Raw genomic sequence first — 13,139 nt, 5'->3', positions numbered from 1 at the left:
CTGGTCAGGCTGCGCCGGCCGCGGCAGCCACTGGCCCGGCGGACGAGTCCTCCGCCGCGCCCGCGAGCCGCAGCCAGGTGTCCACCACCGTGTCCGGGTTCAGGGAGAGGGAGTTGACGCCTTCCTTCACCAGCCATTCAGCGAAGTCCGGATGGTCGCTGGGGCCCTGGCCGCAGATGCCCACGTACTTGCCGTGCGCCCGGCAGGCCTTGATGGCCATGCTGAGCAGCTTTTTCACTGCCGCGTCCCGTTCGTCGAAACTGTTGGCCACGATGGCCGAGTCACGGTCAAGGCCCAGGGTCAGCTGGGTCATGTCGTTCGAGCCGATGGAGAAGCCGTCGAAGTACTCCAGGAAGTCGTCGGCGAGCAGCGCGTTGGAAGGCAGTTCGCACATCATGATGACCTCAAGGCCGTTTTCGCCGCGGCGCAGGCCGTTCTCGGCGAGCAGGTCGATGACGCCGCGTGCCTCGTCCAGTGTCCGCACGAACGGGATCATCAGCTTGACGTTGGTCAGGCCCATCTCGTTGCGGACGAAGGACAGTGCCTCACATTCAAGGTCGAAGCAGTCCCGGAAGGATGGTTCCAGGTAGCGGGACGCGCCGCGGAACCCAATCATCGGGTTCTCCTCGTGCGGTTCGTACGCCGGGCCGCCAATGAGGTTGGCGTACTCGTTGGACTTGAAGTCGGACATGCGGACAATCACCGGTTCGGGCGCAAAGGCGGCGGCAATGGTGGCCACGCCCTCGGCCAGTCGCTTGATGTAGTAGTCGCGGGGGCTGTCGTACGCGGCAATCCGCCCGCGGATCTCGGCGGCCACCTCCTCCGGCTGGCTGTCCAGGTTCAGGAGCGCCTTGGGGTGGATGCCGATCTGCCGGTTGATGATGAACTCCAGCCGGGCCAGCCCCACGCCGTGGTTGGGCAATTGCGCAAAAGTGAACGCCTGTTCCGGCGTGCCGACGTTCATCATGACCTTCACCGGCGCCTCGGGCAGATCGGTGACCCCGGTCTCCTCGACGCTGAAGTCCAGCAGGCCCTCGTAGATGGTGCCGGTCTCGCCGTCGGCGCAGGAGACGGTCACCTCCTGGCCGTCGGCCAGCGCGTCAGTGGCGTTGCCGGTGCCCACGACGGCGGGAATCCCCAGCTCGCGGGCGATGATGGCCGCGTGGCAGGTGCGTCCGCCGCGGTTGGTGACGATCGCGGAGGCACGCTTCATGATCGGTTCCCAGTCAGGGTCGGTCATGTCCGCCACCAGGACGTCGCCGGTCTGGAACGAGGCCATCTGGTCGATCGCGGTGAGGATCCGGACCTTGCCGGCGCCGATCCGCTGGCCGATGGCGCGGCCCTCCACCAGCACCGGGCCGGTCGCGTTCAGGCGGAACCGGCTCATGCTGCCCGGGGCCCGGCGGGACTGCACGGTTTCCGGGCGGGCCTGCAGGATGTACAGTCCACCGTCGATGCCGTCCTTGCCCCACTCAATGTCCATCGGGCGGCCGTAATGCTTCTCAATGGCGACGGCGTGGCGCGCCAGCTGCTCGACGTCGTCGTCCGTGAGGCTGAAGCGCGAGCGCTGGGACTCCTCCACCGGCACGAAGTCGATGGTGCGGCCGATCTCGTTGTTGGTGGTGTAGGTCATCTGGAGGGCCTTCTCGCCCAGGCCCCGCTTGAGGATGGCCGGCCGGCCGGCTTCCAGGGCGGGCTTGTACACATAGAACTCATCGGGGTTCACGGCGCCCTGGACCACTGCTTCGCCCAGCCCGTAGGAGGAGGTGACGAACACGGCGTCCTGGAAGCCGGACTCGGTGTCCATGGTGAACATGACCCCGGAAGCGCCGACGTCGGAACGCACCATGCGCTGGATGCCCGCCGAGAGTGCCACCTCGGCGTGCTCGAACTTGTGGTGCACGCGGTAGGCGATAGCGCGGTCGTTGTAGAGCGAGGCAAAGACGTCCTTGATGGCCTGCAGGATGTTCTCGATGCCGCGGACGTTAAGGAAGGTCTCCTGCTGCCCGGCGAACGAGGCGTCGGGAAGGTCTTCTGCCGTGGCGCTGGAGCGCACCGCCCAAGAAAGATCCTGCGAGCCGGCGTGCTTGTCCACCAGCTGCTGGTACGCCTCGCGGACCTGCGCCTCGAAATCCGCCAGGAACGGCGTGTCGCGGACCAGGGACCGGATCTCCTGGCCGGCAGCCGCCAGCGCCGTCACGTCATCGGTGTCCAGGCCAACGAGCCGGTCGGCGATCTTCTGGTCCAGGCCGGAGTCGGACAGGAACCGGCGGTACGCGTCCGCCGTGGTGGCGAATCCGTCCGGGACCTGTACGCCGGCGGACGTCAGGTTCTGCACCATCTCGCCCAGGGAGGCGTTCTTGCCGCCCACCTTGTCCAAGTCCTCAAGCCCGAGTTCGGAGAACCAAAGAACGTCTGTGGTCATGTTTACTGCTCCTTTGCAGAGGTGGCTTAGGCATTGCTGGCCGCCACGGTAGTGCCGGCCGGAAGAAAAACCTTGTCAACAGTGGCAGGTCTGCCGCGCACTTTCCACATGATGTGCGCCACGCCACGTTTGTGAATTGTTGCTAATGCTTGAGATTCATCCGCTGCAGGATGGTGGCCGCCATCTCCTCCACGGACACGGTGGCGGAGTTCAGGTACGGGATCCGGTGGGATACGTACAGCTGCTCGGCGCTGCGCAACTCAAAGCCGCACTGACGCAAGGATGCGTAGGGCGAGCTGGGCCGCCGTTCGGTGCGGATCTGGCTCAGGCGCAGCGGGTTGGACGACAGGCCGAAACACTTGGACACGAAGGGCTGCAGCGGCTTCGGCAGGCCGTCCCGCTGGAAGTCCTCGTCGACGAGCGGAAAGTTGGCGGCGAAGATCCCGTGCTGGAGTGCCAAATACATGGTGGTGGGCGTCTTGCCGCACCGGGACGGGGCCACCAGGATCACCTGCGCCTTCTCCAGGGCACGCAGGCTCTGGCCGTCGTCGTGCTCCATCGCGTACTCCACAGCCGCCATCCGGGACTGGTAGCGCGCGGCGTTGCCCAGGCCGTGCGCCCTGCCGGGTTCGCCACTGGCAGGCGCGCCGAGCGCCTGTTCCAGCACGCCCACGTGCGTGCCGATCAGGTCCACGATCACGCCTTTGCAGCCGGCCAGGATCTGCCGGATTTCGCTGCTGACGGCGGTGGAGAAGACCAGCGGCCGGGGCCCGGTGGCGGCAAGGCCGTCGATGGTGCGCACCACCGCCCGTGCCTGCTCGGCCGTGGTGATGAAGGGGATGGTGACACGGTCAAAGTCGGCCACCGGGAACTGGGTCAGCAGCGTATTGCCCAACGTTTCCGCGGTGATGCCCGTACTGTCCGAGAGGAAGTAGACAGGGCGTAGAGCAGCAGTGGTCATGGCACGACTTTAGCGGCCGCTGTGGTGCGGACCCGAAGTCTGGACCGGCGCGGGCCCGGCCGACGCGTTGGTTGTACGCGGGCCGGTTCGCCGGTCAGGCCGCTTTCACAGGGGACGGCCCGGCGGCGGACGCTGCCTGGTTCTCGCGGGCCAGGAAGGCGGAGAGTTCACCGATGGTGCTCATCAGCGGGGCGGGGAACACCACCGTGGAGTTCTTGTCGACGGCGATTTCCACCAGGGACTGCAGGTTGCGGAGCTGCAACGCGAGTGGGTGCGCCATCATGGTGTCGGACGCATCGCCGAGCGCTGAAGCGGCGATGGCCTCGCCTTCGGCGGCAATGATCTTCGCTCGCTTCTCGCGTTCGGCTTCTGCCTGGCGGGCCATGGCACGCTTCATGCTTTCGGGCAGCTGGATGTCCTTGAGCTCCACCAGGGTGACTTCCACGCCCCATTCGACGGTGAGCACGTCGAGGATTTCGCGGATGTCGCCGTTGATCCGTTCGGTCTCGGACAAGGTCTGGTCCAAGGTATGGCGGCCAACCACCTTCCGCAACGTGGTCTGGGCGATCTGGTCGATGGCCGCGGCCACGTTCTCGATGGCGATGACGGATTTCACGGCGTCCACCACCCGGTAGTAGGCCACCGCTGACACGTCCACGCTGACGTTGTCCTGGGTAATGATGCCCTGCGACTGAATGGGCATGGTCACGATCCTGAGGCTTACCAGCGGCAGCCGGTCGATAACAGGAATGATCAACCGCAGGCCGGGGTCTCTTACGCCGACTACCCTGCCAAGCCGGAACAGTACGCCCTTCTCGTATTGGCGGACGATCCGGATGGACATCCGCGCAGCAACGAGAAGCAGGATAACGAGGACAATGACAGTCACGGTGGTGGGGTCCATCGGGATCCCCTCCTGGTCTTTGCGCGGGCCGTGCCGGCACCTGGCTGGCGCCGTGACAGGGGCCCTGCACTTATTGTCCCACCAAAGGCGTCAGGGAGCTTGGAACCGGAGCGTACTGGACGTGTGAATGCGACAGGCGCCGCCTTAAGGTTGCCTTGGGACGTGGTGGGCGGAGTTGTGTGGCTCGTGGCCGGACGTCCGCGGCCGCCCGGGCTTCGGCGTCGAACCTAAACCGCAGAAACGATGCTTCCGTACCCCTGCAAGAACATCCTGCGGCCCTGACCTTCATCGGTCCACACCCAGATGATCGAATAATCGGAGGTCACGGCGTCCACGACCCCGGTGCCGGCCAAGGTTCCTTCGGCAAAACTGACCCGGTCCCCCACCGCAAGCCGGGGGTGCCTGGTCCGCTTCCGCCGGGGCTTGAGGGTGGCGGTGTCCCCTGCCACGGCAGGGTCTGGCAGGCATGTACTGACGTGCTGTCGCATCGGTTTCCTCCGGGCTCATGGGCGGACAGTCAGCTCATTACAACCCTGCCCGCTGCTCCCAGGTCACGCACGCCGGCGTGGTGCAGCAAGACTAACGCGCCATGGCACAGCATGCATGGTCCGGAGGCTTTGGACGGAGTGTGACTGGTCAGCCGGCGACGGGCCTACCGGCAAACCGGCCCCGGCCAGCGAAGAATCAGTCCAGCGCCGCCACGGATCCCAGCGCGTCCCAGGCGAAGCTCGCCAGCCAGTGCGTGGACATGAAGTCGCCGCTCTCCAGCCCGGCGAGCCCGGCCTTCAACAGCGGATCGAGTGCCTCACTGAGGACGGCCGCCGCGGCGGATGCCTCGGGCTTGGAGGATTCGCGCAGGGCGGCGATGATGCGCGCCACCTGGCCGGCCCGGGTCAGGTTCAGTCCGTGCAGGTGCACCAGGTAGCCGTCGGTCTCATCCGTCACGCTCACCGGCTGCAAGATCCGCGACGCCGTGGAGAGCTCAGGCAGGAACCCCGCGAACCAGCCTGCGAACTTGTCCGCGGAAAGCACGCGGCGCATCAGGTCCGCCTCGCTGAGGCCGGCGGAGAGGAAGTCCTGGCCGCTGAGCTCCCAGTCCCCCGGCCAGCCGCGGTCATCCGCGAACCAGCCGCGCGCCGCTTCCTCGCACGCCGTCGCGGCGTCCTCGCGGCCCAAGGATCGGAAAGCGTCGAGCATGTAGCCCACACCGAACGCGGCGTTGGTGTGCAGCCCGTGCCGGACGGGGTATTGCGCCTTGGCCATCCACGCCACGCTGAGTTCCGCCACTGCATCCACCAGCGGCTCCAGGGCGGAGCCCCATTCGCGGATCTGCGCATCGGAGGACGCGGAACAGGTGGCCGCAAGCCGCATGAGCCACGCCCAGCCATACGGACGTTCCCAGGACGGGTTGGCCAGCAGGTAGTCCCGTTCCACCGCCAGCTTGGCCGGGGTCAGGTTGGCGCCCAGGGCTTCCCGCAGCGACGCGGCAGTCGGGCCGTCCACCCAAGCCGCCGTCCCGCCGTCGGACGCCCCCTGCGGAGCAGCCCCGGACGAAGGCGACCCGGAGGCGGCCCCCAGCAGGCTGGTCCCCAGCCAGTGCATGTGGACGCAGGAGTGCCAGTCGAAGGAGGTGTAGAACGCGGGGTGGATCTGCTCCGGCGTGGGACGGTCGTCGGCGGACACCTGGGTGTGGTGTGCCGAGTGCGGGTAGGGCTCCGAAAGGTTGCCCAGCACCACGGCGGCGTAGTCCGGGGCCGCCTGTAAGCGAAGATCGTTGTCCATCATGCTCCTTTGAAAGCCGGGATGAGCGGAAGGTTTAGTGGAAGGCCAGGAAGTACATCAGCACGATGTTGACTGCCAGCAGCGGGATGGCCGTGCCCACTTGCGCCGTGATGACGCCGTACTTGTTCTTCATCTCCAGCAGCGCGGACGGCACCAGGTTGAAGTTGGCTGCCATGGGCGTGCAGAGGGTGCCGCAGAAGCCGGCGAGCATGCCGATCGCGAAGATGATGGCGGGGTCACCGTGGAAGGTCTGCACCAGTACGGGCCAGCCGATGGCGGCGGTCATGATCGGGAAGGCCGCGAAGCCGTTGCCCATCAGCACGGTGAAGAGGAACATGCCGATGCAGTACACCAGCACGCCCGCGATCAGCGAGCCCTTGGGCAGCAGCCCTGAAGCCAGGGTGCCCACCGCGGTACCGACGCCGGCCTTGGTGAAGAGGATGCCCAGCGTGGTGAGCATCTGCGGCAGCAATGCGGCCCAGCCGATGGATTCGAGGATCCGGCGGCTTTCGAAGAGGGGCGTGGCCGGGTTCTTGGGCTTGAGGATGACAAGGGCGACGACGACGGCGGCTACGGCGCCGATGGCCAGCGCCACGAGCGTGGTGTTCTTGGGATCCAGCAGCGGGGTGCCGCCGATCACCAGCACAGGAGCAGCGAGCACCAGGATCACAGTGACCAGGGGCAGGGTCAGGGCGGGGATAAAGAGCTTGTTGCCGAAGCGTTTGGCGTAGGCCTCGCGCTCGGGCCCGGTGGAGGTGCGGTGCTTGCCGTGGCCCAGCAGGCCGGTGGATGCCAGTACCACCAGGACCAGGACGGCGACGCCCAGGATCCAGGCGGGTGCGGTTCCTGCCTGGACCCAGGTGCTGTAGAAGAAGCACAGGCCCAGCAGGCCCCAGAAGGCCGAGCTGCCCCAGCGGCGGGGGTGGTTGGTGTCGGCGGCGATCAGCGACGCCCATGCGACGAACAGAATGCCGACCAGCCAATAAACGGCTTCAACGTTGATCATTTGGCTTCTCCTGCAGTTTCCTTCTGGGCGGTGAGCTCAAACTCGCGGTATTCCCTGTCCAGTTGCTTGTCCAGGCGCAGCAGCCTGAAGCCGTGGATGAGGAAGGCGGCGATGGCGGTGGGGATGGCCCAAAGCGCCAGCTGGAGCGGTTCCAGGTGCAGGTGGTAGGTGGTGTCCACGAACGTGGTGATCAGCAGGATGGAGCCGACCGCCACGAACACGTCCTCGCCGAAGAACACACCAACGTTGTCGGCGCCGGCGGCGTGGCCCTTGATCTTCTCGCTGATCTTTTCCGGCACGTGGCCGTAGCGGCGCAGCGCTGCGCCCTCCGCCATGGGGAACACCAGCGGGCGGACGGTCTGTGCGTGGCCGCCGATGCTGGTCAGGCCCACGGCGGCGGTGATCTGGCGGACGGCCAGGTAGCCGATCAGGACGCGTCCGGCGGTCAGTTTGGCGAGCCGGCCGATGAGGGTTTTGGCCTGCTCCTGCAGCCCGAAGAACTCGATAATGCCCACCACGGGCAGCACCGCCACGAAGATGGTGACTGACCGGCTGCTGGCGAAGCCGGTGCCGAACGACTCGAGGATCTGCGCGGGGTTCATGCCGCCCAGCAGCGCGGTGACGATGCCCGCGACGGTGACGACAATCAGGGGGTTCAGGCGGATGGCGAAGCCAACGATCACCAGCAGCACCCCGATGAGTACAAGCATGATTATCCCTTCCCAGGGGACCCGTGACGGGTCTGCGAAAGTGGGGGCCGGCGCGTCCGTGCCCAGGTTTAGTCGGTGGGGCGGCGCCGAGGGGCGGGAGCCCCGGTCACGTTAGGGCTGCAGGATTGTGTGTGCTGCAGGACAACGGTGTGATCCACAGCATAGCGTTTTGTTCAACAATCCCGCAACCCCTCCTGCGGAAAGGATCAGGTCAGCGGCCGACGGCGGCGAGCAGTTGCGCTTCGGCGCGCTCCAGGTAGCCGGCCAGGAAGTCCGCTGCCGCGGCCAGTTCTCCGGCCTCCAGGAGCTCGACGATCTTCGCGTTGTCCTCCACGTAGGGTTCGTGGAAGGCGGGATTGGCGGCCATGGAGTGGAATACCAGCCGCATCTCGGCCAGCACCTGGTCCATAAGGCTGTTCAGGCGTTCGCTGCCGGCGCGGTCCACGATGGCGCGGTGGAAGTCCTGGTTGGCGCCGGCCATGCCCGGGATGTCGCCGTCGGCTGCGGCAGCCCTCGCTGCCTTGACGATTGCCGCCAGGGGCTCCGTGGAGACCGTGCCGGACCACAGGACCGCTGACGGCTCCAGGAAGCGGCGGACCCGGTAGATCTCGCGGATGTCCTCGGCCGTGGGGTGCGCGACGAACACGCCGCGGTTGGGAATGCGGGTGACGATATGTTCCGAGTGGAGGGCTGCAAACGCCTCCCGGAGGGTGTTCCGGGACACGCCGAGGGCCTCGCGGAGGGCTTCCTCGGCGAGCTTGGAGCCGGGCTTGAGCTGGCCGGCCTCAATGCGGCTGCGAAGCTGTGCGGCCACCCACAGCCCGGTTTCGGCGTGCTTGGTGGTCCTGGCCTGGGCTTGAAGATCGGCCAGCACCTCGTCAAACGTCATGGCACCACGATATCGGCAGGGCACGGGTACCCTGTCCGCGCCTGACGTATTCCGCCATCATGGTGACCATGACATGGCTGCACGGCCTGCGCTTCGACCCGATCAGTCCGCTGCTGTCGAGCGGGCACCCGGCTGTGCGTTACTGGGCTGCCAAAGAACTCCCCCCGCCACCGTCAGGCCCTCCCGCCGGCCCGGCGGGAACGCCTGAAGCGGCACTCTGGGACCTTCCGATCCCGCGCCGGATCCTGCGGCGCCAGGCGGCGGACGGGTCGTGGACCTACCCCGGGAGACGGCCCCGGGCGCGGACGGATTACGACCTGCTGGAAACCTACCGGCAACTCGGGTTCCTGGTGGAGATGTTCGGGCTCACGCACCGGCATCCCGCCCTCGCGGCAGCGGCCGACTATGTCCTCTCACGCCAGTCCGCCGAAGGTGATCTTCGGGGGATTTACGGCAACCAAGTGTCTCCCAACTACACGGCGGCCCTCATCGGGCTCCTCAGCAAGGCGGGCTACAGCGGAGACCCCCGGGTGGAACGTGCCTTCAGTTGGCTTGAGGCGTCGCGGCAGGACGACGGCGGCTGGGCCCTTCCGTTCCGCACCCGGGGAAGAAACCTCGACGCGCTCGACGACCAGCGGACCATCACCGGCGACCCGGCCCGGCCCTTCTCACACCTGATCACCGGGGTAGTCCTCAGGGCGTACGCGGCCCATCCTGGGCACCGCGCCGGTGCCTCCGCACAACACGCTGCGGCGCTGCTTGCGGGCCGCTTCTTCGAGCCGGATGCCTACCCGGACAAGGGCCGCGTCTCCGACTGGACCGAGTTCAGCTTTCCCTTTTGGATGACGGACCTCGTGTCCGCCCTCGACGCAATCAGTGTCATCAGTCCCAACCTCCAATCGGAAAAGACCGACAGGGCGCGCGACTGGCTGTCCGCTCACCAGGAACCCTCGGGGCTCTTCACCGGCCATCTGCTCCGGGACCGGTTCCACGACCTCCAGCTCTGGTTCAGCCTCGCGGTGTGCCGGGTGTTCGCGCGCATGCCGTCGCCAGGTGCCCCGCCGGCCGCCTAAACGATGGTGGTGAGCGCCTGGCCGGGCCCGACGGCGTCTCCGGGCGCCGCGTACAGCTCCCCGACCGTGCCGGCACGGTGGGCGGTCACGGCCGTTTCCATCTTCATGGCTTCGAGCACCAGCACCGCCTCGCCTTCCTCGACGAGTGTTCCGGGCTCAGCCAGCCACTTGACCACGGTGCCGGCCATGGTGGCCAGCAGGTCGCCGTCGTTTTTCCCGGCCGGAGCAGCCGCGCTCCCCTCCGCCGCGTCGGAACGGCCGCGGCCACCGCCGTTGAGCAGCGAATCCAGCAGCACGGCAGGAAGTCCGAGCTCCATCCGCTTGCCGTCCACTTCGATGCCGATCGTCCGGCGCGGTTCCTCGGGTGCGGCGGGGCTGAACGCCGGGTCCGCTTCCAGCTCGGCGGCGAATTCACTCTCGATCCAGGTGGTGTAAACGCCCAGGGAATCCGTGCCGGTGAAGTCTGAAGCCTCCACCACGGCGCGGTGGAACGGCAGGACGGTGGCCAGCCCACCAACACGGAACTCGCGCAGCGCGCGGCGGGCACGGCGGAGGGCCTGTTGCCGGTCCGCGCCGGTCACCACCAGTTTGGCGAGCAGCGAATCGAATTGTCCCGGCACTGTTGACCCGGCCCGCACACCGGTATCCAGCCGGATTCCCGGCCCGGTGGGCACCTCGAAGGAATCCACGGTGCCCGGGGACGGCAGGAATCCGCGGCCCGGGTCCTCGGCGTTGATCCGGAACTCAAACGCGTGACCGCGCGGCTCGGGGTCCTCCAGGACCGGAAGCACCTCCCCCGCCGCGATGGACAGTTGGGCGGCCACCAGGTCCACGCCGGAGGTTTCCTCCGTGATGGGGTGCTCCACCTGGAGCCGGGTGTTGACTTCCAGGAAGCTCAGGAAACCGGAGCCGTCCAGCAGGTACTCCACGGTGCCGGCGCCCACATATCCGGCTTCCTTACAGATGGCCTTGGCCGAGGCATGGATGGCGGCCCGCTGGTCCGGCGTAAGGAATGGCGCCGGGGCCTCCTCCACGAGCTTCTGGTGCCGGCGCTGCAGCGAGCAGTCGCGTGTGCCGACCACCACCACGTTGCCGTGTGTGTCCGCGATGACCTGGGCCTCCACGTGCCGGGGGCGGTCCAGGAATTTCTCCACGTAGCATTCGCTGCGGCCGAAGGCTGCAAGGGATTCGCGTACCGCAGAGTCGAAGCTTTCCTCGATGTCGGCAAGGTTCCGGACTACTTTCAGGCCGCGTCCGCCGCCGCCGAAGGCCGCCTTGATGGCTACCGGAAGGCCAACCTGTTCCGCGAACGCACGGACTTCTGCGGCGTTGGCCACCGGGCCGTCGCTTCCCGGTGCCAGCGGGGCACCGGCGCGGACGGCAACCTCGCGGGCGCTGACCTTGTCGCCGAGCAGCCGGATGGTGTCCGGCGAGGGCCCGATCCAGGTCAGGCCGGCGTCGATCACGGCTTGGGCGAACCCGGCGTTCTCGGACAGGAAGCCGTATCCGGGGTGGACGGCGTCGGCACCGCTTGTGGCCGCGATCGCCAGGATCTTTTCAATGTCCAGGTAGGTTTCCTGCGGCCGGGAACCGGCCAGCGAGTACGCCTCGGTGGCGGCGGAAACGTGCAGCGCATCGGCATCCGGATCGGCGTAGACGGCAACGCTCTCCAGGCCCGCGTCGTCGCAGGCCCGGGCGATCCGGACGGCAATCTCGCCGCGGTTGGCAATGAGGACTTTACGCATGGAAGCTTTCCTTCGGTGTTTCGGGCTGGTCTGCCGGGGATGCTGCGGTGAACCGCACCGTGGCACCCGGCGGAAGTTGGGCGGCTTTGTCCAGGTCAGCGTGGACGACGACGGCAATCACCGGATACCCGCCGGTCACCGGATGATCAGAGAGGAAAAGGACCGGCTGGCCTTCCGGGGGCACCTGCACGGCGCCGCGGACAGTGCCTTCACTCGCCAGTTCACCCTCCTTGCTCCGTGTCAGTCCATGTCCGTCCAGGCGCAGGCCGATCCGGTTGGACTTGGGTGTCACGGTCCACTCCTGGGACAGGAAGCTTTGCAGGGTTTCATCGTTGAACCAGTCCTGCCGCGGTCCAGGAACCACGCGGAGCACTGTGGCGTGGCCTTGGTCCGGGAGGGGTGAGATTTCGGGGTTGCCCACAATGCTGCCCGGTTTGGCGGCATGCACGGGCAGGATGGTTCCTGCGGTGAGCGGTTCGGGACCGATCCCCGACATGGTGTCGGTGGATCGGCTGCCCAGTGCGGCCGGGCCCGCGACCCCGCCACGGACGGCCAGGTAGCAGCGCAGCCCTGCCGTGGGCGCACCCACTGTGAGCCGCTCCCCTGCCAGCAGCGCGAACGGGGCGTCGCACGCCGGATGCCGCACCGCCGTCGTCGTTTGGGCATCGTTCGACGACGTCACCTCCAATGGCGCGCTGGCGCCGGTGACGGCGAGGACCTGGTCGGTCAGGGCTTCGAGTTCCAGGCCGCCGAAGAGGGTTTCGATTCCCGCGGTGTCCTCCGGGTTGCCCACCAAGCGGTTGGCGCGGCGCAGGGCACCCCGGTCCATGGCACCGGAGCTGCTGACACCCAGGGCTGCGTAGCCCGGCCGGCCGAGGTCCTGGATGGTGGCCTGGAGGCCAGGCTTTCGCACGGCCAGGCCCGCCGAGGCATGTTCCTCGTGAGCCTCCGCGCTGGCAGCAGTTTCGGTGTGCCGCCGAACGGTGGCTTGAGCCCGGACGGCGGCGAAACGGACGGTATCGCCCGGGCGGATGAGCGCGGGGTTTTCCCGCTCGAGGTCCCAGAGTGCGGCGTCGGTCCGTCCGATCAGCTGCCATCCGCCCGGTGACTGCCGGGGATAGATCGCCGAGTATTGTCCACCCAGGGCCACTGCCCCGGCGGGTACCGCCGTTCGCGGGGAGCGCCGGCGCGGCACGTCAAGGGTGGAATTCTCGCCGGTGAGGTAGGCGAAGCCCGGAGCGAATCCGGCGAAGGCTGCCGTCCACAGCTGGCCTGTGTGGGCTGCCACGACGCCTTCGCGGCCGAGGCCGGTGAGCGCCGCGGCCTCGTCCAGGTCGTCGCCGTCGTACACCACCTCAATGGTGACCAGTGTGCTGTCGGCCTCCGCGGGCGCGTCAAGGTCCAGGCCGCGAACGTGCGCGGCCAGCTCCTGCAGGGCATGCGGCGAATCAGCGGTGATCAGCACTGTCCCGGCGGCGGCAATGACGTCGATCTGGCCCGGCCTGGGGTGCGCCATAAGTTGTGCCTGGAGGCTGAGCACCGCGTCCAGGGAGGAGAGCTCAACCAGGATTGCCCGGTCTCCTGCAGGCCTGATCGCGGTAAGGACCGGCGCCGTGGCCGGGCGCTGTTGTGTGGCAGCCATGG

The 13,139-nt window shown here is 67.5% G+C and carries 11 protein-coding genes; 1 reads left to right on the top strand and 10 read right to left on the bottom strand.

The genetic code is table 11. From position 1 onward, the window contains the following. Nucleotides 1-4: 4 nt before the first annotated feature. The 8 genes from ppsA to AC4EEV_RS16140 all read right to left on the bottom strand — a co-directional run bounded on the left by ppsA (nt 5) and on the right by AC4EEV_RS16140 (nt 8,677). A complete protein-coding gene (gene ppsA, locus AC4EEV_RS16175; protein ID WP_491329432.1) occupies nt 5-2,425 on the bottom strand; it encodes a phosphoenolpyruvate synthase in 2,421 nt (806 codons plus the stop codon). 142 nt (nt 2,426-2,567) lie between these two features. Further along, a complete protein-coding gene (locus tag AC4EEV_RS16170) occupies nt 2,568-3,386 on the bottom strand; it encodes a pyruvate, water dikinase regulatory protein (protein WP_026264675.1) in 819 nt (272 codons plus the stop codon). A 94-nt stretch (nt 3,387-3,480) separates the two neighbouring features. Further along, nucleotides 3,481-4,290 carry a slipin family protein gene (locus AC4EEV_RS16165; RefSeq protein ID WP_018762088.1) on the bottom strand — a complete coding sequence of 270 codons (810 nt, stop codon included), beginning with the start codon at nt 4,288-4,290 and terminating at the stop codon, nt 3,481-3,483. 227 nt (nt 4,291-4,517) lie between these two features. After that, a complete protein-coding gene (locus AC4EEV_RS16160) occupies nt 4,518-4,739 on the bottom strand; it encodes a hypothetical protein (RefSeq protein WP_491329431.1) in 222 nt (73 codons plus the stop codon). Between the two features lie 235 nt (nt 4,740-4,974). Next, nucleotides 4,975-6,072 carry a DUF2891 family protein gene (locus tag AC4EEV_RS16155; RefSeq protein ID WP_491329430.1) on the bottom strand — a complete coding sequence of 366 codons (1,098 nt, stop codon included), beginning with the start codon at nt 6,070-6,072 and terminating at the stop codon, nt 4,975-4,977. Between the two features lie 34 nt (nt 6,073-6,106). Then, the gene (locus AC4EEV_RS16150; protein ID WP_018762091.1) at nt 6,107-7,078 is read right to left on the bottom strand and encodes a DUF979 domain-containing protein; all 972 of its coding nucleotides are present in this window, start codon (nt 7,076-7,078) and stop codon (nt 6,107-6,109) included. After that, nucleotides 7,075-7,788 carry a DUF969 domain-containing protein gene (locus AC4EEV_RS16145; RefSeq protein WP_109863603.1) on the bottom strand — a complete coding sequence of 238 codons (714 nt, stop codon included), beginning with the start codon at nt 7,786-7,788 and terminating at the stop codon, nt 7,075-7,077. Before AC4EEV_RS16145 ends, AC4EEV_RS16150 begins: the two co-directional genes overlap by 4 nt. 211 nt (nt 7,789-7,999) lie before the next feature. Next, the gene (locus AC4EEV_RS16140) at nt 8,000-8,677 is read right to left on the bottom strand and encodes a GntR family transcriptional regulator (RefSeq protein WP_018762093.1); all 678 of its coding nucleotides are present in this window, start codon (nt 8,675-8,677) and stop codon (nt 8,000-8,002) included. A 59-nt stretch (nt 8,678-8,736) separates the two neighbouring features. Here AC4EEV_RS16140 and AC4EEV_RS16135 point away from each other — a divergent pair, with 59 nt between their 5' ends. Beyond that, nucleotides 8,737-9,750, top strand: coding sequence for a prenyltransferase/squalene oxidase repeat-containing protein (locus AC4EEV_RS16135; RefSeq protein ID WP_491329429.1), 1,014 nt, complete (start codon nt 8,737-8,739; stop codon nt 9,748-9,750). Here the strand turns inward: AC4EEV_RS16135 and AC4EEV_RS16130 are convergent. Together AC4EEV_RS16130 and AC4EEV_RS16125 are read right to left on the bottom strand one after the other, a co-directional pair. Next, nucleotides 9,747-11,495, bottom strand: coding sequence for an acetyl/propionyl/methylcrotonyl-CoA carboxylase subunit alpha (locus AC4EEV_RS16130; RefSeq protein ID WP_491329428.1), 1,749 nt, complete (start codon nt 11,493-11,495; stop codon nt 9,747-9,749). The genes AC4EEV_RS16135 and AC4EEV_RS16130 overlap by 4 nt on opposite strands. Beyond that, the gene (locus AC4EEV_RS16125; RefSeq protein WP_491329427.1) at nt 11,488-13,137 is read right to left on the bottom strand and encodes a 5-oxoprolinase subunit B/C family protein; all 1,650 of its coding nucleotides are present in this window, start codon (nt 13,135-13,137) and stop codon (nt 11,488-11,490) included. Before AC4EEV_RS16125 ends, AC4EEV_RS16130 begins: the two co-directional genes overlap by 8 nt. Nucleotides 13,138-13,139 lie beyond the last annotated feature (2 nt).

Source organism: Pseudarthrobacter sp. MOO14 (assembly GCF_058267675.1).
The sequence above is the reverse complement of the archived record's forward strand: the minus strand, read 5'-3'. Positions and strand labels throughout refer to the sequence as shown.

Excerpts from the sequence above, each read along its gene's own strand:
- ppsA (WP_491329432.1), bottom strand. The coding sequence starts at position 2,425 with ATGACCACAGACGTTCTTTGGTTCTCCGAACTCGGGCTTGAGGACTTG.
- AC4EEV_RS16170 (WP_026264675.1), bottom strand. The coding sequence starts at position 3,386 with ATGACCACTGCTGCTCTACGCCCTGTCTACTTCCTCTCGGACAGTACG.
- AC4EEV_RS16165 (WP_018762088.1), bottom strand. The coding sequence starts at position 4,290 with ATGGACCCCACCACCGTGACTGTCATTGTCCTCGTTATCCTGCTTCTC.
- AC4EEV_RS16155 (WP_491329430.1), bottom strand. The coding sequence starts at position 6,072 with ATGGACAACGATCTTCGCTTACAGGCGGCCCCGGACTACGCCGCCGTG.
- AC4EEV_RS16150 (WP_018762091.1), bottom strand. The coding sequence starts at position 7,078 with ATGATCAACGTTGAAGCCGTTTATTGGCTGGTCGGCATTCTGTTCGTC.
- AC4EEV_RS16145 (WP_109863603.1), bottom strand. The coding sequence starts at position 7,788 with ATGCTTGTACTCATCGGGGTGCTGCTGGTGATCGTTGGCTTCGCCATC.
- AC4EEV_RS16140 (WP_018762093.1), bottom strand. The coding sequence starts at position 8,677 with ATGACGTTTGACGAGGTGCTGGCCGATCTTCAAGCCCAGGCCAGGACC.
- AC4EEV_RS16135 (WP_491329429.1), top strand. The coding sequence starts at position 8,737 with ATGGTGACCATGACATGGCTGCACGGCCTGCGCTTCGACCCGATCAGT.
- AC4EEV_RS16130 (WP_491329428.1), bottom strand. The coding sequence starts at position 11,495 with ATGCGTAAAGTCCTCATTGCCAACCGCGGCGAGATTGCCGTCCGGATC.
- AC4EEV_RS16125 (WP_491329427.1), bottom strand. The coding sequence starts at position 13,137 with ATGGCTGCCACACAACAGCGCCCGGCCACGGCGCCGGTCCTTACCGCG.